At 62.0% G+C, this 26,999-nt stretch carries 22 protein-coding genes; 11 read left to right on the forward strand and 11 right to left on the reverse strand.

Features of this window, described 5'->3' with window-relative positions; all coding sequences use genetic code 11:
• Positions 1 to 131 precede the first annotated feature (131 nt).
• The 4 genes from dnaA to gyrB are packed head-to-tail and all read left to right on the forward strand — an operon-like array spanning position 132 to position 6,364.
• The gene (gene dnaA, locus FPB55_RS00005) at positions 132 to 1,676 is read left to right on the forward strand and encodes a chromosomal replication initiator protein DnaA (protein WP_125854600.1); all 1,545 of its coding nucleotides are present in this window, start codon (positions 132 to 134) and stop codon (positions 1,674 to 1,676) included.
• Positions 1,677 to 1,716: 40 nt separating this feature from the next.
• A complete protein-coding gene (dnaN, locus tag FPB55_RS00010; RefSeq protein WP_029886848.1) occupies positions 1,717 to 2,820 on the forward strand; it encodes a DNA polymerase III subunit beta in 1,104 nt (367 codons plus the stop codon).
• A 15-nt stretch (positions 2,821 to 2,835) separates the two neighbouring features.
• Complete coding sequence (recF, locus tag FPB55_RS00015; protein WP_029886849.1) at positions 2,836 to 3,939, forward strand: DNA replication/repair protein RecF; 1,104 nt, start codon at positions 2,836 to 2,838, stop codon at positions 3,937 to 3,939.
• Between the two features lie 4 nt (positions 3,940 to 3,943).
• Positions 3,944 to 6,364, forward strand: a complete 2,421-nt coding sequence (gyrB, locus tag FPB55_RS00020) for a DNA topoisomerase (ATP-hydrolyzing) subunit B (protein WP_009684678.1) — start codon at positions 3,944 to 3,946, stop codon at positions 6,362 to 6,364.
• A 391-nt stretch (positions 6,365 to 6,755) separates the two neighbouring features.
• Here gyrB and FPB55_RS00025 read toward each other — a convergent pair whose 3' ends face one another.
• On the reverse strand, positions 6,756 to 7,157 hold the full coding sequence (locus FPB55_RS00025) for an RcnB family protein (RefSeq protein WP_064314242.1): 402 nt from the start codon (positions 7,155 to 7,157) through the stop codon (positions 6,756 to 6,758).
• A gap of 141 nt (positions 7,158 to 7,298) precedes the next feature.
• Positions 7,299 to 8,591 (reverse strand): sigma-54-dependent Fis family transcriptional regulator, encoded by a 1,293-nt coding sequence (locus FPB55_RS00030; protein ID WP_144187311.1) that lies wholly within the window; start codon positions 8,589 to 8,591, stop codon positions 7,299 to 7,301.
• Positions 8,592 to 8,812: 221 nt separating this feature from the next.
• On the opposite strand from FPB55_RS00030, the gene FPB55_RS00035 reads away from it, so the two are divergent.
• The 3 genes from FPB55_RS00035 to FPB55_RS00045 are packed head-to-tail and all read left to right on the forward strand — an operon-like array spanning position 8,813 to position 11,823.
• Entirely contained in the window at positions 8,813 to 9,697 is an 885-nt protein-coding gene (locus FPB55_RS00035; protein WP_009684681.1) for an MBL fold metallo-hydrolase, read from the forward strand.
• A gap of 39 nt (positions 9,698 to 9,736) precedes the next feature.
• Positions 9,737 to 11,008 carry an FAD/NAD(P)-binding oxidoreductase gene (locus FPB55_RS00040; RefSeq protein WP_144187312.1) on the forward strand — a complete coding sequence of 424 codons (1,272 nt, stop codon included), beginning with the start codon at positions 9,737 to 9,739 and terminating at the stop codon, positions 11,006 to 11,008.
• Positions 11,005 to 11,823 carry a sulfite exporter TauE/SafE family protein gene (locus tag FPB55_RS00045; RefSeq protein WP_009684683.1) on the forward strand — a complete coding sequence of 273 codons (819 nt, stop codon included), beginning with the start codon at positions 11,005 to 11,007 and terminating at the stop codon, positions 11,821 to 11,823. The genes FPB55_RS00040 and FPB55_RS00045 overlap by 4 nt, the downstream gene beginning before the upstream one ends.
• Here the strand turns inward: FPB55_RS00045 and FPB55_RS00050 are convergent.
• Positions 11,812 to 12,699 (reverse strand): LysR family transcriptional regulator, encoded by an 888-nt coding sequence (locus tag FPB55_RS00050; RefSeq protein ID WP_029886432.1) that lies wholly within the window; start codon positions 12,697 to 12,699, stop codon positions 11,812 to 11,814. The two genes, FPB55_RS00045 and FPB55_RS00050, sit on opposite strands and share 12 nt — an antisense overlap.
• 176 nt (positions 12,700 to 12,875) lie before the next feature.
• On the opposite strand from FPB55_RS00050, the gene FPB55_RS00055 reads away from it, so the two are divergent.
• Positions 12,876 to 14,522: a GMC family oxidoreductase N-terminal domain-containing protein gene (locus FPB55_RS00055; protein WP_029886431.1), complete on the forward strand. Its 1,647-nt coding sequence runs from the start codon at positions 12,876 to 12,878 to the stop codon at positions 14,520 to 14,522.
• A gap of 97 nt (positions 14,523 to 14,619) precedes the next feature.
• On the forward strand, positions 14,620 to 16,239 hold the full coding sequence (locus tag FPB55_RS00060; RefSeq protein WP_009684686.1) for an MFS transporter: 1,620 nt from the start codon (positions 14,620 to 14,622) through the stop codon (positions 16,237 to 16,239).
• Positions 16,240 to 16,559: 320 nt separating this feature from the next.
• On the opposite strand, the gene FPB55_RS00065 is transcribed toward FPB55_RS00060, so the two are convergent.
• Genes FPB55_RS00065 through glyQ form a run of 4 tightly spaced genes read right to left on the reverse strand, consistent with a single transcriptional unit; the run spans position 16,560 to position 20,918 of the window.
• Positions 16,560 to 17,345 (reverse strand): lysophospholipid acyltransferase family protein, encoded by a 786-nt coding sequence (locus FPB55_RS00065; protein ID WP_029886430.1) that lies wholly within the window; start codon positions 17,343 to 17,345, stop codon positions 16,560 to 16,562.
• 46 nt (positions 17,346 to 17,391) lie between these two features.
• A complete protein-coding gene (gmhB, locus tag FPB55_RS00070) occupies positions 17,392 to 17,919 on the reverse strand; it encodes a D-glycero-beta-D-manno-heptose 1,7-bisphosphate 7-phosphatase (RefSeq protein WP_009684688.1) in 528 nt (175 codons plus the stop codon).
• A gap of 3 nt (positions 17,920 to 17,922) precedes the next feature.
• Entirely contained in the window at positions 17,923 to 19,974 is a 2,052-nt protein-coding gene (glyS, locus tag FPB55_RS00075) for a glycine--tRNA ligase subunit beta (RefSeq protein WP_029886429.1), read from the reverse strand.
• Positions 19,971 to 20,918: a glycine--tRNA ligase subunit alpha gene (gene glyQ / locus FPB55_RS00080; protein WP_003253126.1), complete on the reverse strand. Its 948-nt coding sequence runs from the start codon at positions 20,916 to 20,918 to the stop codon at positions 19,971 to 19,973. Before glyQ ends, glyS begins: the two co-directional genes overlap by 4 nt.
• 83 nt (positions 20,919 to 21,001) lie before the next feature.
• Here glyQ and FPB55_RS00085 point away from each other — a divergent pair, with 83 nt between their 5' ends.
• Together FPB55_RS00085 and FPB55_RS00090 are read left to right on the forward strand one after the other, a co-directional pair.
• Entirely contained in the window at positions 21,002 to 21,553 is a 552-nt protein-coding gene (locus FPB55_RS00085; protein WP_009684690.1) for a DNA-3-methyladenine glycosylase I, read from the forward strand.
• 41 nt (positions 21,554 to 21,594) lie between these two features.
• On the forward strand, positions 21,595 to 22,482 hold the full coding sequence (locus FPB55_RS00090; protein WP_009684691.1) for a lysophospholipid acyltransferase: 888 nt from the start codon (positions 21,595 to 21,597) through the stop codon (positions 22,480 to 22,482).
• A 503-nt stretch (positions 22,483 to 22,985) separates the two neighbouring features.
• Here FPB55_RS00090 and FPB55_RS00095 read toward each other — a convergent pair.
• From FPB55_RS00095 to fmt, 4 genes are read right to left on the reverse strand one after another with little or no spacing between them, the layout of a single operon-like run.
• Positions 22,986 to 23,294: a tetratricopeptide repeat protein gene (locus FPB55_RS00095; protein ID WP_009682348.1), complete on the reverse strand. Its 309-nt coding sequence runs from the start codon at positions 23,292 to 23,294 to the stop codon at positions 22,986 to 22,988.
• Positions 23,295 to 23,305: 11 nt separating this feature from the next.
• Positions 23,306 to 24,679 (reverse strand): Trk system potassium transporter TrkA, encoded by a 1,374-nt coding sequence (gene trkA, locus FPB55_RS00100; RefSeq protein ID WP_009682347.1) that lies wholly within the window; start codon positions 24,677 to 24,679, stop codon positions 23,306 to 23,308.
• 23 nt (positions 24,680 to 24,702) lie between these two features.
• Positions 24,703 to 26,013, reverse strand: a complete 1,311-nt coding sequence (gene rsmB, locus FPB55_RS00105) for a 16S rRNA (cytosine(967)-C(5))-methyltransferase RsmB (protein WP_125855490.1) — start codon at positions 26,011 to 26,013, stop codon at positions 24,703 to 24,705.
• Entirely contained in the window at positions 26,010 to 26,942 is a 933-nt protein-coding gene (gene fmt, locus FPB55_RS00110) for a methionyl-tRNA formyltransferase (protein ID WP_144187313.1), read from the reverse strand. Before fmt ends, rsmB begins: the two co-directional genes overlap by 4 nt.
• Between the last annotated feature and the right edge of the window lie 57 nt (positions 26,943 to 26,999).

Below are 26,999 nucleotides of genomic sequence, written 5' to 3' on the forward strand. Positions count from 1 at the left end.
TGCCAATCTGGTCGATAAATGGCTGATTTGTCATGGTTACTCATGTGTCCACATGTGGATAACTGGACGCTCGACCGGTACAATGGCGGTTTGTTTTTGCCTCATCCGGCTTTCAAACTCAGGGGATATCCGTGTCAGTGGAACTTTGGCAGCAGTGCGTGGAGCTTCTGCGCGATGAACTGCCTGCCCAGCAATTCAACACCTGGATCCGTCCGCTACAGGTCGAAGCCGAAGGCGACGAGTTGCGCGTCTATGCGCCTAACCGTTTCGTTCTCGATTGGGTCAATGAAAAGTACCTGGGCCGCTTGCTCGAATTGTTGGGCGAGAACGGCAGCGGCATAGCACCTGCCCTTTCCTTATTAATAGGCAGCCGCCGCAGCTCGGCCCCGCGCGCCGCGCCCAACGCGCCGGTCAGTGCTGCGGTCGCCGCTTCACAGGCGCAGACCCAGGCCAAAAGCCAGACCCTCAAGGCTGCGCCTGCTGCGGCCACACTCGAACCTGCAGCAGTAACGGTTACCGAATCTGTGCCGATGGATGAAATGGCCGAGCCGTCTTCGCGCGACAGCTTCGATGCCATGGCTGAGCCGGCCGCTGCGCCAGCCACCGGTGGCAGGGCCGAACAGCGCACCGTACAGGTTGAAGGTGCGCTCAAGCACACCAGCTATCTGAACCGAACCTTCACCTTCGATACCTTTGTCGAGGGTAAGTCGAACCAGCTGGCGCGCGCAGCGGCCTGGCAGGTCGCAGACAACCCCAAGCATGGCTACAACCCGTTGTTCCTTTATGGCGGAGTGGGTCTGGGTAAAACCCACCTTATGCATGCTGTGGGTAACCACCTGCTGAAGAAGAACCCGAACGCCAAGGTTGTGTACCTGCATTCGGAGCGCTTCGTCGCAGACATGGTCAAGGCGCTGCAGCTCAATGCCATCAACGAATTCAAGCGTTTCTACCGTTCGGTAGATGCGCTGCTGATTGACGATATCCAGTTCTTTGCCCGCAAGGAGCGCTCCCAGGAAGAATTCTTCCACACCTTCAACGCGCTGCTTGAGGGTGGCCAGCAGGTCATCCTGACCTCCGACCGCTACCCCAAAGAGATCGAAGGCCTGGAAGAGCGCTTGAAGTCGCGCTTTGGCTGGGGCCTCACGGTTGCCGTAGAGCCGCCAGAGCTGGAGACGCGTGTAGCCATCCTCATGAAGAAGGCTGACCAGGCCAAGGTCGAACTGCCGCATGATGCAGCGTTCTTCATCGCCCAGCGTATCCGTTCCAACGTTCGCGAACTGGAAGGTGCGCTGAAGCGGGTGATCGCTCACTCGCATTTCATGGGGCGCGATATCACCATCGAGCTGATCCGCGAATCGCTGAAGGACCTTCTGGCCCTGCAGGACAAGCTGGTCAGTGTGGATAACATTCAGCGTACCGTCGCCGAATACTACAAGATCAAGATCTCCGATTTGCTGTCCAAGCGACGCTCGCGTTCCGTGGCGCGCCCTCGCCAGGTGGCCATGGCGCTGTCCAAAGAGCTGACCAACCATAGCTTGCCGGAAATCGGCGACATGTTTGGCGGGCGCGACCATACGACCGTGCTGCACGCCTGCCGCAAGATCAACGAATTGAAGGAATCCGACGCGGATATCCGCGAGGACTACAAGAACCTGCTGCGAACGCTGACGACCTGATGGCCGTGTGCGCAGCTAATTGAAGGCAAGGGACTAGACCATGCATTTCACCATTCAACGCGAAGCCCTGTTGAAACCCCTGCAACTGGTCGCCGGTGTCGTCGAGCGCCGTCAGACCTTGCCGGTCCTGTCCAACGTGTTGCTGGTCGTGCAAGGCCAGCAACTGTCGTTGACCGGTACCGACCTGGAAGTCGAACTGGTAGGCCGCGTGCAACTGGAAGAGCCGGCTGAGCCTGGCGAGATCACTGTCCCGGCGCGCAAGCTGATGGACATCTGCAAAAGCCTGCCCAATGACGCCCTGATCGATATCAAAGTCGACGAGCAGAAACTGTTGCTCAAGGCCGGCCGTAGCCGTTTCACCTTGTCCACCCTGCCTGCCAACGACTTCCCCACAGTGGAAGAAGGCCCGGGTTCGCTGACCTGCAACCTGGAGCAGAGCAAGCTGCGCCGTTTGATCGAGCGCACCAGCTTCGCCATGGCTCAGCAGGATGTGCGCTACTACCTCAACGGCATGCTGCTTGAGGTTTCCCGCAACACCCTGCGTGCAGTGTCTACCGACGGTCACCGCTTGGCCCTGTGCTCAATGACGGCGCCCATCGAGCAAGACGACCGTCACCAGGTCATCGTGCCCCGCAAAGGTATCCTGGAGTTGGCGCGCTTGCTGACCGACCCAGAAGGCATGGTCAGCATCGTGCTCGGCCAGCACCACATTCGCGCGACCACTGGCGAGTTCACCTTTACCTCCAAGCTGGTAGACGGAAAATTCCCCGACTATGAGCGCGTATTGCCCAAAGGCGGCGACAAGGTGGTGGTTGGCGATCGTCAGGCGTTGCGTGAGGCATTCAGCCGTACCGCGATTCTTTCCAACGAGAAGTACCGCGGTATTCGCCTGCAGCTGGCTGCTGGCCAATTGAAGATTCAGGCCAATAACCCCGAGCAGGAAGAGGCGGAAGAAGAAATCAGTGTGGACTACGATGGTAGCTCGCTGGAAATCGGCTTCAACGTCAGCTACCTGCTGGATGTGCTGGGCGTGATGACCACTGAGCAAGTTCGTCTGATCCTGTCTGACTCCAACAGCAGTGCGCTGCTGCAGGAAGCCGGGAATGATGATTCTTCCTACGTTGTCATGCCGATGCGCCTGTAACCTGTAGCAGGCGACATGTCCCTTCGACGTATCATGGTCACCGCGGTGCGCAACCTGCACCCGGTGACGCTCTCACCCTCCCCCCGCATCAATATCCTTTACGGCGCCAACGGCAGTGGCAAGACCAGTGTGCTGGAAGCCGTGCATTTGCTTGGATTAGCGCGCTCATTCCGCAGCACCCGCTTGAACCCGGTCATACAGTACGAACAGGCTGCCTGTACCGTGTTTGGTGAGGTGCAATTGACGGAGGGCGGCACCAGTAACCTCGGTGTGTCCCGCGAGCGCCAGGGGGACTTTACCATTCGCATCGATGGGCAGAACGCCCGTAGCGCTGCGCAGTTGGCAGAGCTGCTGCCGTTGCAGCTCATCAACCCCGACAGCTTTCGGCTGCTGGAGGGCGCACCAAAAATCCGTCGCCAGTTCCTGGATTGGGGAGTGTTCCACGTGGAACCTCGCTTCCTACCCGCTTGGCAACGGCTGCAGAAGGCGCTGCGGCAGCGGAACTCATGGTTGCGGCATGGTACACTTGACCCAGCTTCGCAAGCCGCCTGGGACCGGGAACTGTGCCTGGCCAGTGCGGAAATAGATGAATACCGTCGCAACTATATCAAGGCCTTGAAGCCTGTCTTCGAGCGAACCCTGAGCGAACTGGTCGAACTGGACGGGTTGACCCTGAGCTACTACCGAGGCTGGGACAAGGACCGGGAACTGCAAGAAGTACTCGCCTCCTCTCTCCTTCGCGATCAGCAGATAGGCCATACCCAAGCCGGTCCGCAGCGCGCTGATTTGCGTCTTCGCCTGGCTGCCAATAATGCAGCCGACATTTTGTCGCGTGGTCAGCAAAAGCTGGTGGTGTGCGCACTGCGCATTGCCCAAGGCCACCTCGTCAGCCAGGCTCGCCGCGGTCACTGTATTTATCTCGTGGATGACTTGCCGTCCGAACTCGACGACCAGCACCGCCGCGCTCTGTGCCGCTTGCTTGAAGAATTACGCTGCCAGGTGTTCATCACCTGTGTAGATCACGAATTACTGAGGGAAGGCTGGCAGACGGAAACGCCAGTTGCTTTGTTCCACGTGGAACAAGGCCGTATCACCCAGACCCACGACCATCGGGAGTGAAGGCATGAGCGAAAATCAAACGTACGACTCCTCCAGCATCAAGGTGCTGAAAGGTTTGGATGCCGTACGCAAGCGTCCCGGCATGTACATTGGCGACACCGATGATGGTAGCGGCCTGCACCACATGGTCTTCGAAGTGGTCGACAACTCGATCGACGAAGCCCTCGCCGGTCACTGCGATGACATTACTGTCATTATTCACCCGGACGAATCCATCAGTGTCCGCGACAACGGTCGCGGCATTCCGGTCGATGTGCATAAAGAAGAAGGTGTTTCCGCCGCTGAGGTCATCATGACTGTCCTGCACGCCGGCGGTAAGTTTGACGATAACTCCTACAAAGTTTCCGGCGGTTTGCACGGTGTTGGGGTTTCGGTCGTAAACGCCCTCTCCGAGAAGCTGGTATTGACCGTTCGCCGCAGCGGCAAGATCTGGGAGCAGACCTACGTTCACGGTGTTCCACAAGCGCCGATGGCGGTTGTGGGTGACAGCGAAACCACGGGCACCCATATCCATTTCAAGCCTTCGGCTGAAACCTTCAAGAACATCCATTTCAGCTGGGACATCCTGGCCAAGCGGATTCGCGAACTGTCGTTCCTAAACTCGGGCGTCGGCATTCTGCTGAAGGATGAGCGCAGTGGTAAGGAAGAGTTCTTCAAATACGAAGGTGGCCTGCGAGCGTTTGTTGAGTACCTGAACACCAACAAGACTCCGGTCAACAACCAGGTGTTCCACTTCAATGTGCAGCGCGAGGATGGCGTAGGTGTTGAAGTTGCACTGCAATGGAACGACAGCTTCAACGAAAACCTGCTGTGCTTCACCAACAACATTCCACAGCGTGATGGTGGTACCCACCTGGTGGGCTTCCGTTCCTCGCTGACCCGTAGCCTTAACAACTACATCGAGCAGGAAGGTCTGGCGAAGAAGAACAAGGTAGCCACCACTGGCGACGATGCCCGTGAAGGCCTGACCGCGATCATTTCGGTGAAGGTCCCGGACCCTAAGTTCAGCTCACAGACCAAAGACAAGTTGGTTTCCTCGGAGGTGAAAACCGCCGTTGAGCAGGAAATGAACAAGTACTTTGCCGACTTCCTGCTGGAGAACCCCAACGAGGCCAAGGCCGTCGTTGGCAAGATGATCGACGCTGCGCGTGCTCGGGAAGCGGCCCGCAAAGCCCGTGAAATGACCCGTCGCAAGGGCGCGTTGGACATTGCCGGCTTGCCGGGCAAATTGGCGGACTGCCAGGAAAAGGACCCTGCCCTTTCTGAACTGTACCTAGTGGAGGGTGACTCCGCAGGTGGCTCCGCCAAACAGGGCCGTAACCGCCGTACCCAGGCGATCCTGCCGCTGAAGGGTAAGATCCTCAACGTCGAGAAGGCGCGCTTCGACAAGATGATCTCGTCCCAGGAAGTGGGCACGCTGATCACGGCGCTGGGGTGTGGCATTGGCCGCGAAGAGTACAACATCGACAAATTGCGTTATCACAACATCATCATCATGACCGATGCTGACGTTGACGGTTCGCACATCCGTACCTTGTTGCTGACCTTCTTCTTCCGCCAGTTGCCGGAGCTTGTCGAGCGCGGCTACATCTACATTGCTCAGCCGCCGCTGTACAAGGTCAAGCGAGGTAAGCAGGAGCAGTACATCAAAGACGACGAGGCCATGGAAGAGTACATGACCCAGTCGGCCCTGGAAGATGCCAGCCTGCACTTGGACGAGTCGGCGCCAGCGGTTGCCGGTGTACAACTGGAAAACCTGGTCAACGAATTCCGCGGTGTGATGAAAACGCTCAAGCGCCTGTCGCGCTTGTACCCAGAAGACATCACCGAGCATTTCATCTACCTGCCGGAAGTGACCGTCGAGCAACTGGGCGATCACGCTGCGATGCAAGCCTGGCTGGTGAAGTTCCAGGCGCGCCTGAGCAACAGCCAGAAGTCCGGTCTTGCTTATCAGGCCAGCCTGCGCGAAGACAAAGAGCGCAATGTGTGGCTGCCGGAAGTGGAAGTGACCTCCCACGGCCTGGCCAGCTACGTCACGTTCAACCGCGACTTCTTTGGCAGCAACGACTACCGTACGGTGGTGAAGCTGGGGGCCAACCTTTCTACCCTGCTGGGCGAAGGTGCTTATGTGCAGCGCGGCGAGCGCCGCAAGGCGGTCAGCGAGTTCAAGGAAGCGCTGGACTGGCTGATGAACGAAAGCACCAAGCGGCATACTATCCAGCGATACAAAGGGCTGGGTGAGATGAACCCTGAGCAGCTGTGGGAAACCACCATGGACCCAACCGTGCGCCGTATGCTCAAGGTCACCATCGAAGATGCAATCGCTGCCGACCAGATCTTCAACACCCTGATGGGTGATGCGGTCGAACCACGCCGTGACTTCATCGAGAGCAATGCCCTGTCGGTTTCTAACCTGGACTTCTGATCGGGTGTAGGTTCAAGACAGAGCGGCCCGGTGTCGCAAATGTTGACCGGCCGGGTTCAAAGCCTGACCCCTACCGGTCACCGAAAAAAACCGCCACTGCGTAATGCCTGTCAGTTAAGCGTTACTGGGGCTGCTTTGCAGCCCTTCGCGGGCACGCCCGCTCCCACATGTTTGGCGCTGACCTCAAGAAATGCGCGATCCCCTGTGGGAGCGGGCGGGCCCGCGAAGGGTCGCACAGCGGCCCCAAATTACTTAACTGACAGGCATTTCACTACTGCGGTTTTTTTGCGAAGCGTTCGAGGCAGGCACCACATGGTGATCGAACATGCCCGAGCACATCCTGGCGCGTAGTTCAGCCCCAGTTGCTAACTGAACAGCGTGTTCCCACACATCAGTAGCCGCTGAGAATATTGACGATCACTCCGCTGGCGATGGCGACCAGTACGTAGTCACCGTTCACGTACAACCAGCGGTGATCGCGCGGAGGTGCATACAGGTGCCGCGCCTTCCAGTCGGTTACCCAGTAACGGTCACCACGGTAATGCGGGTCGACCACATGGCCGCGGCGCCACTGCTGGTGGGGCACCGGCATGCCTTTTTGCGGGTGGAAGTTCGGGTCGCGATAAGCAGGCCCGCGGCCATTGTCGTGGCGGCCCTGCGGCTGAGCGTGGGGCGGGTTGCCTGGGTGCCCTGGGCCGCCATCATGACGGTCAGGTGGGCCAGGCTGCGCGAAGCTTGCCAGAGGTGCGCTGAGCATCAGCGCCGCGCAAATCATGGTCAGGGTCTTTTTCATCGTTGCGGTCCTCTGTGTATTAACGCCCGGCTGAATCTCTCAGTTACCGGGTACGGTTAACCAATCAGACCATGAACCAGATCGTTTAATGTCAGGACAGAGGTAAAGGTCCGGTAAAGGTGGCCTGGCAAAAACACGAAGCTAGCGTAGCCCAAGCGCTTTCAAGCGACGGTATAGCGTGCGTTCGCTCATGCCCAAATAAAGCGCCAGCTCACTGCGCGAACCTTTGAACTGTTCCAGGGCCTGGGCCAGTTCACCGAGGTCACGGCGCTTTGCGCCACGGCTCACCGGCGTTTGCGCGCCGATGTCCTCGGGCAGGTGCTCCGGCCTGATCACCCCATCATCAGTGAACAACCGCGCCCGTTCCAGAACATTGCGCAGCTCGCGGATGTTGCCCGGGAACGGATGCAAGGCAAGGCGCTGCAAGGCATCGTCACTCAAGCTGGGGACCGATGTGCCCGCCATGCGTTGCAGCAGGCTCTGCGCCAGCAAGGGGAGGTCCTCTACCCGCTCACGCAGTGCCGGCAGGCGAATCGGGAAGCCGCTGATGCGGTAGTACAGGTCTTCACGGAAGCTGCCATCGGCAACCATTTGCCTGAGGGGTTTGTGCGTGGCCGACACCAGGCGGAAATCCGAATGCACTGTGCGCAGGCTGCCTACCGGGCGGAAGCTGCCAGACTCGATCAGGCGCAACAGCTTCACCTGCATCGCCAGCGGCACTTCACCAATTTCATCAAGGAACAGCGTGCCGCCATGGGCGGCTTCGGCCAGGCCGATCTTGCGCTGGTTGGCACCGGTGAACGCGCCTTTTTCGTACCCGAACAGTTCGCTCTCGAACAATGACTCGGTCAAGCCGGTGCAGTCCACCACCACCAGTGGGCCGTTTGCCCTGGCGCTACCCATGTGCAGCGCACGGGCGAACAGCTCCTTGCCGGTGCCTGACTCACCTTGCAGCAAGACAGGGATCTGCGCTGGCGCCGCGCGTTGCAGGCTGGCCAGGGCTGCCTTGAAGGCCGGCGCACGGCCGACCAGCCCTTGCTCTTGCGGCTGGGCCGAGGCCAGCGTGATGGTGGTCAAGCGTTCGACAAAGGCTACGACCGTACCCTGTTCGTCCAGGATCGGCCGCAGCTCTACATCCACGTGCTCGGGCCCGCGTGGCGTGTGATGAATGTGCAACACACGCTCCGCGACCTTGCTGTCCCAGGCTTTGCGCATCGGGCAATGCTCGCCAGCCTGGTCGCATGGCACGGCATAGTGGTGCGACACCCTGTGGCACTTTTCCCCTAGGGGTGCTTGTTCGTGCTGGCCGAACTGGCGGCGATACGCAGCATTGGCTGCCAGGATGTTGTAGTCGGTGTCCAGCACGATGGTCGGCAGGGCATCGTGCTCGAGGTAGGAAACCAGCGCCAGGATAAACGGATGGGTTTCAGGCATGACAGCACCGTTCGGATGATGGATGCAGGGTAACAAGGACTGCCAAACACTGCCATTGGCTGACAGTCGACTGCCAATCATGCTGCCAATTCAGCCAGGCGCTGTCAGCACTGCTCCGGTTTCGTTGGGCCCGGCACGATAAAGAGCCTGGCATGCATCTTGATAAACCTCCTGTCACTGCCTACGCCTTGAATAGACGCGTCGGATAACTGGAGAACGTGATGATCATCGGCAACAACCTTCACGTGGACGCCTTTTACGATGAGGCGACCTCGACCATCAGCTACCTGGTCATGGACTGTGAAACCCGGCAGTGCGCGTTGATCGACAGCGTGCTGGATTACGACCCCAAGGCCGGGCGCACCTGTACTGCCTCAGCAGATCGGCTGGTCGAGCGCGTGGCTGAATTGCACGCCAGCGTGCGCTGGATACTTGAAACACATGTGCATGCCGACCACCTATCGGCAGCGGCCTACCTGAAGGAGAAGCTTGGCGGCCATACCGCCATTGGTGCGCACATCACCCAGGTGCAGAAGGTTTTTGGCAGCCTGTTCAACGCCGAGCCTGGCTTTGCCCGTGATGGCAGCCAATTCGATGTGCTGTTCGAAGACGAAGAAGGTTTCTGCATCGGCAACCTGCATGCGCGTGCATTGCACACCCCTGGGCACACGCCTGCATGCATGAGCTTCATGATCGAGGATGCGGGTGAGACCGCGGTGTTCGTCGGTGACACCTTGTTCATGCCTGACTACGGTACTGCCCGTTGCGATTTCCCCGGCGCCGACGCCCGTACGCTGTACCGCTCGATCCGGCGCTTGCTGGCGTTCCCTGACCAGACCCGCCTGTTCATGTGCCACGACTACCTGCCAGGTGGTCGCGAAATGCAGTACGTCACCACCGTTGCCGAGCAGCGCGCCAGCAATATCCACATCCACCAGGGTATCGACGAGGACAGCTTCGTCGCCATGCGCGAGGCCCGCGACAAAACCCTCGACATGCCGGTGCTGATCCTGCCGTCGGTGCAGGTGAACATGCGCAGTGGCCACTTCCCGGAGCCGGAAGCCAACGGCGTCAGGTATTTGAAGATCCCGCTGAACACGCTGTAAGCGCCCTGCCCTATAACCAGATTTCCAGGATTTATTGCCATGCCTGCCTTGTCGTCCACTACCCATACCGACCACCACACAGTGGTCATCGTCGGTGCCGGTGCCGCCGGGATCGCCACTGCATCCAGCCTGATCAGCCGCGACGCGTCCCTGGATGTGGCCTTGATCGACCCAGCCGAGGTGCACTACTACCAACCTGGCTGGACCATGGTCGGCGCTGGTGTTTTCAACGCGGCGAGCACTGCCCGCACCATGGCTTCGACGATTCCGAGCGGGGTGCGCTGGGTAAAGGCGCGCGTCCAGGGTTTCGACCCGGTGCGCCAGTTGGTCATGCTCGAAGATGGCCGGGCCATCGGCTATGAACAACTGGTGGTTTGCCCTGGCCTGAAGCTCGATTGGGCGGCCATTGATGGGCTCAGCGAGACCTTGGGCCATAACGGGGTCACCTCCAATTACCGCTACGACCTGGCGCCCTATACCTGGGAGCTCGTGCAAAAGCTCAAGCACGGCCGTGCCCTGTTCAGCCAGCCGCCCATGCCGATCAAGTGCGCCGGCGCGCCACAGAAGGCGCTGTACCTGTCGTGCGACCATTGGCTACGCCACGGTCACCTGGGCGCGATCAAAGCCAGCTTCTTCAATGCCGGCGCAGTCTTGTTCGGTGTGGCCGACTACGTGCCTGCCTTGATGCAGTACATCGAAAAATATGCCGTGGACCTCAATTTCAGCCATCGGCTGGTCGCCGTAGACGGCCCCAACCAACGCGCCACCTTCGTGCGTAGCCTGCCCGATGGCAGCAGCGAAACCCGCGTCGAGGCCTTCGACATGCTGCATGTGGTTCCGCCGCAAGTCGCGCCGGACTTCATTCGTGAAAGCCCACTGGCCGACACTGCCGGCTGGGTCGATGTAGACCCGCACACCCTGCGCCATCGCCAGTACAGCACTGTTCACGCCTTGGGCGATGTGGCCAACACCAGCAACGCCAAGACCGCTGCAGCGGCCCGCAAGCAGGCTCCGGTAGTGGCCAATAATGTGCTGGTAGCGCTGGGGCGGTTGCAGACACTGGCCCAGTACGACGGTTACGGCTCATGCCCGCTCACGGTCGAGCGCGGCAAGATCGTGCTGGCCGAGTTCACCTATGGCGGCAAGCTGGCGCCCAGCTTCCCCAATTGGTTGCTGGACGGTCGCAAGCCGACCCGCCTGGCTTGGCTGCTCAAGGCCCAGGCCCTGCCGCCGCTGTACTGGCAAGGCATGCTCAAGGGGCGGGAGTGGCTGGCACGGCCACAACCGTTGGTAGCAGAGGGCGGGCAGTGATCGAAACTCAACTGCTTGGCGCAGCCCTGGGGGCCATCATCGGCGCCGTGCTGGCGTTGACGGGCGCCGGCGGAGGCATTCTTGCCGTGCCCCTGTTGGTGTTCGGCCTTGGCCTGTCGATGGTCGAGGCGGCACCGGTCGGCTTGTTGGCGGTTGGCCTGGCGGCAGCCGTGGGCGCGGTACTGGGTTTGCGTCGCGGCCTGGTGCGCTATCGGGCGGCACTGTTCATCGCCTTGATCGGGGTGGCGGCAGCGCCACTGGGGTTGATGCTGGCGCACCGTTTGCCCAATACGCCGTTGCAACTGGTGTTCGCCGGTGTGCTCACCTACGCCTGCCTGCGTATCTGGCGCAAGGCGGCCAGGGAGCTGCGTGGCGAAGCCAACGATGCGCATCGCTTCATCGAGCCATGTGTGCTGAACCCGCTGCAGGGCCGCTTGCGCTGGACCCTGCCCTGCGCTCGCGCCCTGGCATTCACCGGTGCGCTGTCCGGCTTGCTGTCTGGCCTGCTCGGTGTGGGGGGCGGGTTCGTGATCATTCCGGCGCTCAACCGCTATACCAACCTGCGCATGGCCACGATCGTCTCCACGTCGCTGGCGGTGATTGCCTTGGTGTCTGCCGGCAGTGTGATCAGTGCCAGCCTTGCAGGTGTCCTGCATTGGCAAGTGGGTGGCCCGTTCGCTGTCGGCGCCGTGCTTGGCTTGCTGCTGGCGCGCCCCCTGGCGGCCAGGTTGGCCGGCCCACGGCTGCAGCAGATGTTTGCCGTGGCAGGTTGCGCCGCTGCCCTGCTGCTGGCCAGCAAGGCATTACTGAGCTAACAGCTCGCCCTGTTGCTCTGCGCACAGCGCCAGCAGGTAATCCCATACGACCCGCAGGCGCACCGACTTGTGCAGCTCGCGGCGGGTACAGATCCAGTAACTGCGCTGGATGGTTTCGCCAGGCAGTACGCGGACCAGGGTCGGGTCGTGCCGGGCCATGTAGTTGGGCAGCACTGCAATGCCCAGCCCAGCACGTGCGGCCACCTGCTGGGCAATCACGCTGGTGCTGCGGAAGACTACATTGGGCGCCCGGCAGAAGCTGTTGAGAAACAGCAGCTCCTGGCTGAACAGCAGGTCGTCGACGTAGCCGATCCAGCTGTGGCGGGCCAGATCTTCGCGGTTGCGCAGGGGTGGTGCGCGGTCGAGGTAGCCCTGGCTGGCATACAGGGCCAGGCGGTAGTCGGTGAGTTTGCGCGTGATCAGCAGGTCGGCGTTGGGCCGCTCCAGGTGGATACTGATCTCGGCTTCGCGGTTGAGGATGCTGACGAACCTCGGCACTGCCACCAGCTCCACTTCCAGCCCGGGGTAGCGCTCGAACAGCGCGTTCATGCGCGGGGTGAAGAACATGATGCCAATGCCTTCGGTGACCCCCAGGCGGATCTTGCCCAGCGGGGTGATGGCCTGGGTGATTTCTTCCTGGGCCAGCAGGGCGACGTTCTCCATGGCTTCGGCGTGCTTGAGCAGGGCCTGGCCCGAAGGGGTCAGCTCATAGCCTTGGGCGTGTTGCACGAACAAGGCCGTGCCCAGGCTTTCCTCGATGCGCTCGATGTGCCGGGCCACGGTGCTATGGGTGGTATTGAGGCGCTTGGCGGCGGTAAGCAGGCGGCCGCTGCGCTGCAACTCGAGGAAAAACCGCAGATCGTTCCAGTCGAACATGCTGATCCTTATGGCTGTTCGTGGGCCCCTTTCGCGGGTGAACCCGCGAAGAGGCCTGTACAGAGTTGCCGCTGTGCTAAAACGCACAACCGCTGCGCGAAATCGCGTGTTTCACCCACGAAATTACGCACTAAGATGGATCGGGACAAGAATAATAATCAGGCCCGAGGTTGCACATGCCGTCAGCCGATTCTGTCTTCGATTACGTGGTGGTAGGCGCCGGCCCCGCCGGGTGCCTGCTGGCCAACCGCTTGTCCGCCGACCCTGCTTGCCGCGTGCTGCTGCTGGAAGCGGGCGGGCGGGACAACTATCCCTGGATTCACATTCCCGTGGGTTACCTCTACTGCATTGGCAACCCACGCACCGACTGGTGCTTCAAGACCCAAGCCCAGCCCGGCCTGGGTGGGCGCGCATTGGGCTACCCGCGCGGCAAGGTGCTGGGCGGCTGCTCTTCCATCAATGGCATGATCTATATGCGTGGCCAGGCTGCCGACTACGACCACTGGGCCGAACAGGGCAACCCCGGTTGGGCCTGGAAGGACGTGCTGCCGCTGTTCAAGGCCAGTGAAAACCACTTTGCTGGCGCCAGCGAGCACCACGGCGGCGGTGGCGAGTGGCGGGTAGAACGCCAGCGCTACAGCTGGCCGATACTGGATGCCTTCCGCGACGCCGCCGAGCAAAGCGGCATCGCCAAGGTGGATGACTTCAACACCGGCGATAACCAGGGGTGTGGTTATTTCCAGGTCAACCAACGCAGTGGCGTGCGCTGGAATGCCTCCAAGGCGTTTCTGCGGCCGGTTCAGCACCGCGCCAACCTCACCGTGCTTACCGGTGTGCAGGTTGACCAGGTGCTGCTCAACAATACCCGCGCACGTGCGGTGAAAGCATTCTGGCAAGGCGCCTGGCACGAGTTTGCGGCTCGCCGCGAGATCGTGCTGTGTGCTGGGGCGGTCGGTTCCCCGGGCATCCTGCAACGCTCCGGCATCGGCCCCCGGCAATTGCTGGAAAGCCTGGGTATTGGCGTGCGCCACCACATGCCTGGCGTGGGTGGCAACCTGCAGGACCACCTGCAATTGCGGCTGATCTACCAGATCCGCAATACCCGCACCTTGAACCAGATGGCCAACAGCCTGTGGGGCAAGATGGGCATGGGCCTGCGCTACCTCTACGACCGCAGCGGCCCGCTGGCCATGGCCCCGAGCCAGTTGGGCGCGTTCGTGCGGTCCAGCCCCGACCAGGCCACCGCCAACCTGCAGTACCACGTGCAGCCGCTGTCGCTGGAGCGCTTCGGCGAGCCGTTGCACCGCTTCCCGGCCTTTACCGCCTCGGTCTGCAACCTGCGCCCGGCCAGCCGTGGGCGTATCGATATCCGCAGCACCGACATGCACAGCACGCCGCTGATCGACCCCAACTACCTGAGCGACCCCCAGGACCTGCAGGTGGCCGCCGATGCCATCCGCCTTACCCGGCGCATCGTTCAGGCCCCTGCCCTGGCCGTATTCGAGCCCGAGGAATATCTGCCTGGCGCGGCCCTGCAAAGCGAACAGGACCTGATCGAGGCTGCCGGCAAGATCGGCACTACCATTTTCCACCCGGTGGGTACCTGCCGCATGGGCAATGGTGCGATGGACGTTGTGGATAACCAGCTGCGCGTGCATGGCATCCCCGGCCTGCGCGTGGCCGATGCCTCGATCATGCCGCAGATCACCTCAGGCAATACCTGTTCCCCCACCCTGATGATCGCCGAAAAGGCGGCACAACTGATTCTCAAAGGAGCTGCTACCCAGACCTACCTGAACGAAGACGCGTTACCGACGCCCTGACCCGGGTGCGTGCAGTAGCGGCAGCTTGCGGTCGAAGGCTGCCGACAGTGGAACAACAAGAATAATCACTGTGGCCTGCGGGCCGAGGACAGCAACGATGTCGGATTACATTCAAGAGCAGGCTGCGGCGGCCGGCAGTTCCAACCGTCGTGAGGAACGCAAGATCATTTTCGCGTCATCCCTCGGGACGGTGTTCGAGTGGTATGACTTTTTTCTCTATGGCGCGTTGGCAGCGGTCATCAGCAAGCAGTTCTTTGCGGGTGTGAACGACACCACCGCTTTCATCTTCGCCCTCATGGCCTTCGCTGCCGGCTTCCTTGTGCGGCCGTTCGGTGCATTGGTGTTCGGCCGCCTGGGAGACATGATCGGGCGTAAATACACCTTCCTGGTCACCATCGTACTGATGGGGCTGTCCACTTTCGCCGTGGGCTTGCTGCCCACGTATGCCAGCATCGGCATCGCCGCACCGATCATTCTGGTGATACTGCGCATGCTGCAGGGCCTGGCGCTGGGCGGTGAGTACGGTGGTGCGGCCACTTATGTGGCCGAACATGCCCCCCCGGGCAAGCGCGGTTTCCACACCGGCTTCATTCAGTCCACCGCCACCCTGGGCCTGTTATTGTCGTTGCTGGTGGTACTGGGCAGCCGCTATGTCAGTGGCGATCAGTTCGAAACCTGGGGCTGGCGCCTGCCGTTCCTGCTGTCGATCGTGCTGCTGGGCATTTCCACCTGGATCCGCATGAGCATGCATGAGTCGCCAGCCTTTGTGAAAATGAAGGCCCAGGGCAAGGTCAGCAAGTCGCCGATCCGGGAGTCGTTCACCTCGTGGCCGAACCTCAAAGTCGTACTGACTGCACTGTTCAGTATCAATGCCGGGCAAGCGGTGACCTTCTACACCGCGCAGTTCTACGTGCTGTTCTTCATGACCCAGATGCTGAAGGTAGACCCGGCCCAGGCCAATACCCTGCTGATCATCAGCGTGGTGATCGGTGCGCCGTTCTTCGTGTTTTTTGGCTGGCTGTCGGACCGTATCGGGCGCAAACCGATCCTGATGCTGGGCTTGCTGCTGGCCACGGTGCTGTACTTCCCGCTGTTCAAGGCCTTGAGCCACTATGCCAACCCACAAATTGACGCCGCCAGCCGCCAGGCGCCGATCGTGGTCACTGCTGATCCGCAAGGCTGCACGTTCCAGTTCGACCCGGTCGGCAAGGCCCGTTTCGACAGCCCGTGCGACAAGGTCAAGACCTTCCTGGTCAAACAGGGCCTGCCTTACAGCTCGGTCAGCGTAGCCGGCAGCGAGGTAGTGGTGAATGTGGGCGACAAGACCATCAACGGCTTCGACGAAGCCGCGATGCGTGCGGCGGTGGAGCAGGCAGGCTACCCGGCCAAGGCTGACCCCGCGCAGGTCAACCAGGTGATGGTCGTGGTGCTGATCGTGGCGATGATCCTGATCGCGACCATGACCTACGGTCCGTTGGCCGCAGTGATGGTCGAGCTGTTCCCGACCCGCATTCGCTACACCTCGATGTCGCTGCCCTACCACATTGGCAACGGCTGGTTCGGCGGCTTCCTGCCCACCGTGTCGTTTGCACTGGTGGTGTACACCGGAGACATCTTCTACGGGCTTTGGTACCCGATCCTGGTGACCGGCATCAGCTTGGTGGTGGGGATTTTCTGCCTGAAAGAAACCAAGGATGTGGATATCGACAAGATCTGAAAGCGGGCGCGGATCCTTGTAGGAGCGGCCTTGTGTCGCGATGGGCCGCGCAGCGGCCCCAGGATTTTGCCTTGATGCACACATTGCCGGGGCCGCTTTGCGGCCCATCGCGACACAAGGCCGCTCCTACACAAAGCGATGCGTACTGGAAATGGAGCCCAAAAAAAACCGGCTGTAAAAGCCGGTTTTCTTATGCCCCGAAAAAACTTATGCACGCTTTTCAGAAAAATGTCACACCCAAAAATAAACAGCCAATTCAATAACTTAGCGCTTACTTCAAGCATTTCAACGAAAAAGTGCTCACAAGTTATCCACAGATATCACGCCATCTGCTCCTGCGGTTCTTCTGCTGCTGGCGGCAGCGAGCCCATGGCCCGCTGGGTTGCTTCGTTCCACGCCTGAGCGCGGTCGTTGAGCTCGGCAATGGCCCGTGGCCCGGTGCCGTTGGCGTACATCGGCTCGCCAATCACCACCTCGATGGTGCCCGAGCGCTTGCCCCAACCAGTTTTCGGCCAGAACTTGCCGGCGTTGTGGGCAATCGGCAGTACCGGCAGCCCGGCATTGACTGCCAGCGCGGTGCCCCCGCGCGAGAACTTGCCGACCGTGCCGAATGGCACACGGGTGCCCTCCGGGAAGATCAGCACCCAAGTCTTCTGCTTGAGCAGCTCATCGCCCTTGCTCGCGACCTGGCGCAGTGCCTCCTTCGGGTTGTCGCGGTTGATCGCGATCGGCCGCAGCATGGCCATGGCCCAGCCGAAGAACGGCACGTACAGCAGTTCGCGCTTGAGCACCTGGCTAAGCGGCGAGAAGTACTGCGACAGGAAGAATGTTTCCCAGGTGCTTTGGTGGTTCGACAGGATCACGCAAGGCTCGGCCGGCACGTTCTCGGCACCGGTGATCTTGTAGTCGATGCCCAGAATCGTCCGCACGAGGAACAAGGCGCAGCGGCACCAGTACACATTGATGAACTTGTAGCGCTTGGGGAACGACAGAAACGGCGCGACGAAAAAGCTCAGCGAGCACCACAGCAACGAACTGGTGCCCAGCAGCAGGTAAAAAAGAAAGATTCTGATCGCCTGCAGGATCGACATAGTGGCTTGTACCATTGCGGGGCATGCCCGCCTGAGAAAAATGCGCCCGCAGGCGCACTGTTTAAATTAGTTCTCTGGCGATAGCTGCCAGATCGTCGAAAATCAGTGTAGTTTCCGGAACACCTTTTGCCAGGGTCCGCTCACCTTTGCCGGTTTTCACCAACACGGGTTGTGCACCGACGGCCAGGGCGGCCTCCAGGTCACCTTTGCTGTCGCCAACGAACCAGACGCCTTCAAGGCCGACCTGGTAATGCTCGGCGATCGCCCGCAGCATGCCTGGCTTGGGCTTGCGGCAATCGCAGCCTTCATCCGGGCCGTGCGGGCAATACACGATGTGGCCAACCTCGCCGCCCTGCTCGGCCACCAGCGCGCGCAGGCGCGCGTGCATGGCCTCGAGGGTTGCCAGCGGGTAATAGCCACGGGCGATACCGGACTGGTTGGTGGCCACGGCCACCGTCCAGCCCGCCTTGCTCAACTGCGCGATCGCTGCGACCGAGCCTGGGATCGGGACCCACTCTTCCAGCGTCTTGATGTAGGCGTCGGAGTCGTAGTTGATCACCCCGTCACGGTCGAGAATCAGCAGTTTCAAGGCTTACCCCAGCAACGAGATGTCGGCCACACCCAGGAACAGGCCGCGCAGGCGGCTGAGCAGGGCGTAGCGGTTGGCACGTACCTTGGCGTCTTCGGCGTTGACCATGACCGCCTCGAAGAAGGCATCAACCGGGTCGCGCAGGGCTGCCAGGCGGGCCAGCGATTCGCTGTACTGCCGTGCAGCAGCCATCGGTTGCACGGCCTGGTCGGCCTGCTGGATGGCCGAGTACAGCGAGAACTCGTTGGCATTGTCGAAGTACTTCGGCTCGACCTGCTCGGCGATGGCGCCTTCTGCCTTGCTCAGCAGGTTCGACACACGCTTGTTGACCGCGGCCAGGGCCTCGGCTTCGGGCAGCTTGCGGAACGCTTGCACCGCCTGTACACGCTGGTCGAAGTCCAGCGCCGAGCCAGGCTGCAGGGCACGTACCGACAGGTAGGTGGCCACGTCGATGCCTTCGTCTTCGTAGCGCGCACGCAGGCGGTCGAAGATGAACTCCAGCACCTGCTCGGCCAGGCCGGCAGCCTTGACCTTGGCACCGAACTGCTTGACCGCGAATTCCACCGCACCGGTCAGGTTCAGGTCCAGCTGCTTCTCGATCAGGATACGCAGCACACCCAGCGCTGCACGGCGCAGGGCGTACGGGTCTTTGCTGCCGGTTGGCAGCATGCCGATGCCGAAGATGCCCACCAGGGTGTCGAGCTTGTCGGCGATGGCCACGGCGGCACCGGTGAGGGTTTGCGGCAGCTCGGCACCAGCACCGCGTGGCATGTACTGCTCGTTCAGCGCCAGGGCGACGTCTTGCGGCTCACCGTCGTTGAGCGCGTAGTAGTAACCGGCAACACCCTGCATCTCCGGGAATTCGCCGACCATTTCAGTGGCCAGGTCGCATTTCGACAGCAGGCCGGCCCGGCCGGCGCGCTGGGCGTCGCCGCCGATCAGCGGGGCGATGAAGGCAGCCAGTTTGGAAACGCGCTCGGCCTTGTCGTACACAGTGCCCAGCTGAGCCTGGAAGACCACGTTCTTGAGGCGCTCGTTGAAGGTTTCCAGCGGCTGCTTCTTGTCCTGCTTGAAGAAGAATTCGGCGTCGGTCAGGCGTGGGCGCACGACTTTCTCGTTGCCTTGCACGATCTGCTTCGGGTCGCGGCTTTCAACGTTGGCCACGGTGATGAAGCGCGGCAGCAGCTTGCCTTCGCTGTCCAGCAGGCAGAAGTACTTCTGGTTGTCCTGCATGGTGGTGATCAGGGCTTCCTGCGGCACTTCGAGGAAACGCTCCTCGAACGAGCACACCAGCGGCACCGGCCACTCGACCAGCGCGGTCACTTCGTCCAGCAGCGCCGGTGGCACGATGGCCGTACCTTCCTGCTGCATGGCCAGCTCTGCGGTACGCTTGCTGATCAGCTCGCGGCGCTCGGCGAAGTCGGCCAGCACGTAGGCTTTGCGCAGGTCTTCGACGTAGTTGGCGGGGGCAGTGATGAGCACGTTTTCCGGGTGGTGGAAGCGGTGGCCACGGGATTCACGGCCGGCCTTCTGCGACAGGATGGTGCAATCGACCACCTGGTCGCCCAGCAGCATGACCAGCCATTGGGTCGGGCGCACGAACTCTTCACGGCTGGCGGCCCAGCGCATGCGCTTGGGAATGGGCAGATCGTTCAGCGAGTCCTCGACGATGGTCGGCAGCAAGCCGACGGTCGCTTTGCCTGGGATGTGCTGGGAGAAACGCAGCTTGGGGCCGCTCTGGTCGATTTCGGCCAGCTCTACACCGCACTTCTTGGCAAAGCCCAGGGCAGCCTGGGTCGGCTCGCCGTCTTTGAAAGCAGCCTGCAGGGGGGGGCCGTCGATGTTGATGCTGCGGTCAGGCTGCTGCACGTCCAGCTGGCGAATCAGCACGGCCAGGCGACGCGGCGCAGCATAGACCTGCTTGCCGGTGTAGTTCAGGCCAGCGGCCTGCAGGCCCTTTTCGATGCCGGCCAGGAAGGCGTCGCCTAGGCTGGCGAGGGCCTTGGGAGGCAGCTCTTCAGTGCCCAGTTCTACCAGGAAATCTTGAGCACTCATTGTGCAGCCTCCAGCTTAGCCAACACTTCGTCACGCAGTTCGGGGGTGGCCATCGGGAAGCCCAGGCGTGCGCGGGCTTGCAGATAGCTTTGCGCCACGTCCCGGGCCAGGGTACGCACACGCAGGATGTAGCGCTGGCGCTCGGTCACCGAGATGGCGCGGCGGGCGTCCAGCAGGTTGAAGGTATGCGAGGCCTTCAACACCATTTCATAGGTCGGCAGCGGCAGCTCCAGCTTGATCAGGCGGTTGGCTTCGCTTTCGTAGAAGTCGAACAGTTCGAACAGCTTGTCGACGTTGGCGTGTTCGAAGTTGTAGGTCGACTGCTCCACCTCGTTCTGGTGGAACACGTCACCGTAGGTGACCTTGCCGAACGGGCCGTCGGCCCACACCAGGTCATAGACCGAATCGACGCCCTGGATGTACATGGCCAAGCGTTCGAGGCCGTAGGTGATTTCACCGGTGACCGGGTAGCACTCGATGCCACCTACCTGCTGGAAGTAGGTGAACTGGGTGACTTCCATGCCGTTCAGCCAGATTTCCCAGCCCAGGCCCCAGGCGCCGAGGGTCGGCGATTCCCAGTTGTCTTCGACAAAGCGAATGTCGTGCACCAGCGGGTCCAGGCCAATGGCTTTCAGCGAGCCCAGGTACAGCTCCTGGAAGTTGGCCGGGTTCGGCTTGAGCACCACCTGGAACTGGTAGTAGTGCTGCAGGCGGTTGGGGTTTTCGCCATACCGCCCGTCGGCAGGGCGACGGCTAGGCTGCACGTAGGCGGCGTTCCAGGTTTCTGGACCCACGGCGCGCAGGAACGTTGCGGTGTGGAAAGTGCCGGCGCCTACTTCCATATCGTAGGGCTGAAGCACCACACAACCTTGAGCTGCCCAGTAGTTTTGCAGGGCGAGGATCAGGTCTTGGAAGGTACGCACGGCTGGCGTAGGCTGGCTCACGAAATTCACCTGTATCTGGGGATGCGGATGTAAAGAGCGGGAGTATAACCTGATTCGCCTCGCCCTCTACTCATTGGAGCCTTATGCCACGCTGCTTTTGGTGTACCGACGATCCGTTGTACCAGGCCTACCATGACCAGGAATGGGGAACGCCGCAGCGCGATCCGGCGTTGCTGTTCGAGATGCTTTTGCTCGAAGGGTTCCAGGCCGGGCTTTCATGGATCACCGTTTTGCGCAAACGCGAGCGTTACCGCGAGGTAATGCACGGGTTCGACCCGGTCAAACTGGCCACCCTCAGCGACGAACGCATCGAAGCGCTCATGCAGGACCCCGGGATCATCCGCAACCGCCTCAAACTCAAGGCTGCCCGGCGCAATGCGCAGGCCTGGCTGGCTGTGGATAACCCCGCCGAATGGCTGTGGTCGTTCGTGGGCGGTGCGCCGAAGATCAATCACTTCCAGGGCCGCGCTGACGTGCCGGCGGTCACCGATGAGGCCAAGGCCATGAGCAAGGCGCTGCAGAAAGCCGGCTTCACCTTTGTCGGCCCGACCATCTGCTATGCCTTCATGCAAGCCACCGGCATGGTCATGGACCACACCATCGATTGCGATCGTTACGCCGCCCTGGTTCGTTGAAGGGTTACAATGCGCACCTTGCTGAAATAAGGAATTCGCCTGTGGAAAAGTTCAAGGGCGCCCTGATGGTCGGGGTGCTGCGCCTGTTTGCCAAGCTGCCCTGGGGCGCTGTACAGCGCGTGGGCGCCGGCATCGGCTGGCTGATGTGGAAGATCCCCAACGGTTCACGCAACGTGGTGCGCATCAACCTGGCCAAGTGTTTCCCCGAGATGGACCCGGTTGCCCGCGAGCAACTGGTTGGCCAAGCCTTGCGGGACATTGGCAAGTCGTTTGTGGAAAGCGCCTGCGCCTGGATCTGGCCGCCACAGCGCTCGCTGGAACTGGTCAAGGAAGTGCACGGCCTGGAAGTGCTGGAGCAAGCCCTGGCGTCTGGCAAGGGTGTTGTGGGCATCACCAGCCACCTGGGTAACTGGGAGGTGCTCAACCACTTCTATTGCAACCAGTGCAAGCCGATCATTTTCTACCGCCCGCCCAAGCTCAAGGCTGTGGATGACCTGCTGCGTGAGCAGCGCGTACAGATGGGCAACCGCGTTGCGCCTTCGACCAAGGAAGGCATTCTCAGCGTGATCAAGGAGGTGCGCCGGGGCGGCCAGGTGGGCATCCCCGCTGACCCGGAGCCAGCCGAATCGGCAGGCGTGTTCGTGCCATTTCTCGGTACCCAGGCACTGACCAGCAAGTTCGTGCCGAACATGCTGGCGGGCGGCAAGGCGGTGGGGGTGTTCCTGCATGCCTTGCGCCTGCCGGATGGCTCGGGTTTCAAGGTGTTTCTCGAAGCTGCGCCGCAAGCAATGTACAGCACCGACGTGAATGAGTCGGCGGCGGCGATGAGCAAGGTGGTCGAGCGTTATGTGCGCGAGTACCCGAGCCAGTACATGTGGAGCATGAAGCGCTTCAAGAAGCGCCCGGCTGGCGAGCCGCGCTGGTATTGAGATCTCTGGGGGCGCTCTGCGCCCCATTCGCTGGCACGCCAGCTCCCACAGGGATCGCATCAGGGCTCACAGGCGCTGCACATCTTGCGGCAAACAGCTGTCAGCCCTGCTGCGGTCCCTGTGGGAGATTCTATGGTTCCTGGCAAGGGTAGCCGGAGCATCTTCAGCGCCTGTGAGATCGAGCGCCGCCCGCGCGGCGCAATCGCGAGCTGCGCTCGCTCCTACGTTTGTTTCGGGCCAGTAACGCCTGTGACAGGCGCGCGCGGCCGCCTTGTTTGTACGGCGCGATATTGAGGCATGCACCAAGGCGTTCGCGCGCGAATCCCACAGGAATAATTGGCCCGAAACAAACGTAGGAGCGAGCGCAGCTCGCGATTGCGCCGCGCGGGCGGCGCTCGCTCTAACAGGCGCTGCATACCTTGTGGCAAACACCTGTCAGCCCTAAGGCGACCCCTGTGGGAGCTGGCTGGCCTGCGATGGGCTGCAAAGCAGCCCCGGCTATCTCAAGCCTTGTTCAGCTTCTTGAGAAAAACGGTCATCTCTTTCTCGGCCTGCTTGTCCCCGTGGGCCTGTGCCGCCACGATCCCATCCTCCCAGGCCTTGCGCGCCGCCGCCAGGTCACCCTGCAACTGACAGGCCTTGCCCAGCAGCTTCCAGGCTGCCGAGTACTTCGGGTCCTGCTCTACACAGCGCGCCAGGTGCACCGCAGCTTCTGCACCGTTACCTTCATCCAGCCAGGCCTTGCCCAGCCCGAAACGCAGCAACGGGTTATCCACACCCTTGGCCAGCATCTTCTCCAGCGACTCGCGCATGCCCTTTGCTCCTAGAAGAAACTCAAGCCGACGTGGAACAGCTTCTCCACATCGCGAATGTGCTTTTTATCCACAACGAACAGGATCACATGGTCACCCGATTCGATCAGGGTGTTGTCGTGGGCAATCATGACCTCTTCGGCACGGATGATCGCGCCGATCGTGGTACCCGGCGGCAGGTTGATGTCCGCTATCGCCTTGCCAACGACCTTGCTCGACTTGGCATCGCCATGGGCCACCGCCTCGATCGCTTCGGCTGCGCCACGGCGCAGCGAGTGCACGCTGACAATGTCGCCCCGGCGCACGTGGGCCAGCAGGGTGCCGATGGTCGCCAACTGCGGGCTGATGGCAATGTCGATCTCACCCCCCTGCACCAGGTCGACGTAGGCTGGGTTGTTGATGATGGTCATCACCTTGCCTGCACCCAGGCGCTTGGCCAGCAGCGACGACATGATGTTGGCTTCGTCATCGTTGGTCAGGGCCAGGAAGATATCGGCGTCGGCGATGTTTTCTTCCAGCATCAGGTCCCTGTCCGAGGCGCTGCCCTGCAACACCACGGTGCTGTCTAGCGTATCGGACAGGTGCCGGCAGCGGGCCGGGCTCATCTCGATGATCTTCACCTGATAGCGGCTTTCGATGGCTTCGGCCAGGCGCTCGCCAATTTGGCCACCACCGGCAATGACGATGCGCTTGTTGGTCTGGTCGATGCGACGCAACTCGCCCATCACTGCCCGGATGTCTTTTTTCGCGGCAATGAAGAACACCTCGTCATCGGCTTCGATCACCGTGTCGCCACGCGGGGTGATTGGCCGGTCGCGGCGGAAAATGGCGGCCACACGGGTATCCACGTTAGGCATGTGCGCGCGGATCTGGCGCAGCTGCTGGCCCACCAGCGGCCCGCCGTAGTAAGCCTTCACGGCCACCAGCTGCGCCTTGCCTTCGGCGAAGTCGATCACCTGCAGCGACCCTGGGTGTTCGATCAGGCGCCTGATGTAGTTGGTCACCACCTGCTCGGGGCTGATCAGCACGTCGACCGGGATGTGGTCATTGTCGAACAGCTCTTCACGGGTCAGGTAGGCCGACTCGCGTACCCGGGCAATCTTGGTCGGGGTGTGGAACAGCGAATAGGCCACCTGGCAGGCAACCATATTGGTTTCGTCGCTGTTGGTTACCGCCACCAGCATGTCGGCGTCGTCGGCACCGGCCTGGCGCAGCACCGTCGGCAGCGAGCCGCGGCCTTGCACGGTGCGGATGTCCAGGCGGTCGCCCAGGTCGCGCAGGCGGTCGCCGTCGGTATCGACCACGGTAATGTCGTTGGCCTCGCTGGCCAGGTGCTCTGCCAGCGTCCCGCCCACTTGCCCTGCGCCGAGGATGATGATTTTCATCCGCTACTCCCTACCCTTTGTGCTTACCCGCGCGAGGCGGCGATCTTGATCAGCTTGGCATAGTAGAACCCGTCGTGGCCGCCTTCCTGGGCCAGCAACTGGCGGCCGTGCGGCTGGCGCAGGCCGGCCTCGGTGGCCAGGTCCAGCTCCCGCGCGCCGGGGGTGCGGGCGAGGAAGGCCTCGATCACTTGCGTGTTCTCGGTCGGCAGGCTGGAGCACGTGGCATACAGCAGCATGCCGCCTACTTCCAGTGTGGGCCACAGGGCATCGAGCAGTTCACCTTGCAGCGCGGCCAGGGCCGGAATGTCGTCGGCCTGGCGGGTCAGCTTGATGTCCGGGTGGCGGCGGATCACGCCAGTGGCCGAGCAGGGGGCGTCCAGCAGGATGCGCTGGAACGGTTTGCCGTCCCACCAGCTGGCAGTGTCGCGGGCGTCGCAGGCGATCAGCTCGGCATCGAGCTGCAGGCGGTCGAGGTTCTCGCGCACGCGGGTCAGGCGCTTGCCCTCAAGGTCGATGGCTGTCAGGTGGGCCAGGCCAGGTTCGGCTTCCAGCAGGTGGCAGGTTTTGCCGCCGGGCGCGCAACAGGCGTCGAGCACGCGTTGGCCGGCGGCCAGCTCCAGCAAGTCAGCGGACAGCTGCGCGGCTTCGTCCTGCACACTCACCCAGCCCTCGGCGAAGCCTGGCAGGCCACGTACGTCGCAGGCTTCGGCCAGCACGATGCCATCGCGGCTGTAGGGGCAGGCGCTGGCGGCAACGCCCGCGTCGGCCAGCAGGCCCAGGTAGGCGTCACGGCTGTGATGACGGCGGTTGACCCGCAAGATCATCGGCGGGTGCGCATTGTTGGCGGCGCAAATGGCCTCCCACTGCTCTGGCCAGAAGGCCTTCAGCGCCTTTTGCAGCCAGCGCGGGTGGGCGGTGCGTACCACGGGGTCGCGCTCCATGCCGGCCAGCAGCGCTTCGCCTTCGCGCTGGGCGCGGCGCAGCACGGCATTGAGCAGGCCCTTGGCCCAGGGTTTCTTCAGTTTGTCGGCACAACCCACGGTCTCGCCAATTGCGGCGTGGGCCGGAATACGGGTGTAGAACAGCTGGTACAGGCCGACCAGCAGCAGCGCCTGCACATCGGCGTCTGCGGCTTTGAACGGCTTCTGCAGCAGCTGGGCGGCCAGCAGGTGGAGCCGGGGCTGCCAGCGTGCAGTGCCGAACGCCAGGTCCTGGGTCAGGCCGCGGTCGCGCTCATCGACCTTGTCCAGTTGCGCCGGCAGCGAGCTGTTCAATGAAGCCTTGCCGCTGAGTACTGCGGCAAGGGCACGGGCGGCGGCGAGGCGTGGGTTCATTGGCCAAGTACCTTGCCGGCGGCGAACTTCTCGCGGCGGCTGTTGAACAGGTCGCTGAAGCTCAGCGCCTTGCCACCGGGCAGTTGCAGGCGGGTCAGGCTCAGTGCCTGGTCACCACAGGCAACCACCAGGCCATCTTTACTGGCGGACAGGATCTCGCCCGGCTCACCTTTGCCTGCTGCCGCGTTGGCTGCCAACACCTTCACGCTCTCGCCATCGAGGGTGCTGTGGCACACCGGCCAGGGGTTGAAGGCACGGATCAGGCGCTCCAGTTCGACGGCCGGGCGGCGCCAGTCGAGGCGCGCTTCGTCCTTGTTCAGCTTGTGTGCATAAGTGGCCAGGGCATCGTTTTGCACCTCGCCTTGCAGCGACCCGTCGGCCAGGCCGGCGATGGCCTGCACGACGGCGGGCGGGCCCATTTGCGCAAGGCGGTCATGCAGGCTACCGCCGGTGTCCTCGGCGCTGATCGGGGTGGCTACCTTGAGCAGCATCGGGCCGGTATCCAGGCCGGCTTCCATGCGCATCACGGTGACACCGCTTTCGGTATCGCCGGCTTCCACGGCACGCTGGATCGGCGCTGCACCGCGCCAGCGCGGCAGCAAGGAGGCGTGGCTGTTGATGCAGCCCAGGCGGGGGATATCCAGCACCGCCTGCGGCAGAATCAGGCCGTAGGCAACCACGACCATCAAGTCTGGCTGCAGTGCGGCAAGTTCAGCTTGCGCCTCGGCGTTGCGAAGGGTTTGCGGCTGCAGTACCGGGATGCCATGGGCCACGGCCAGCGCCTTGACCGCACTGGGCATCAGCTTCTGGCCACGGCCGGCAGGGCGGTCAGGCTGGGTGTAGACGGCCACGATCTCGTAAGGGCTGTCGAGCAGGGCCTTGAGGTGTTCGGCAGCAAACTCTGGGGTGCCTGCAAAGACGATGCGCATGGAGTTCTCGCTTCAAAAAAGAAAAAGGCTTGCCGGAGCAAGCCTTCTGGAAGGTGG

Origin of the sequence: Pseudomonas sp. BJP69, assembly GCF_007633355.1 — a bacterium.
Lineage (GTDB): Bacteria > Pseudomonadota > Gammaproteobacteria > Pseudomonadales > Pseudomonadaceae > Aquipseudomonas > Aquipseudomonas juntendi.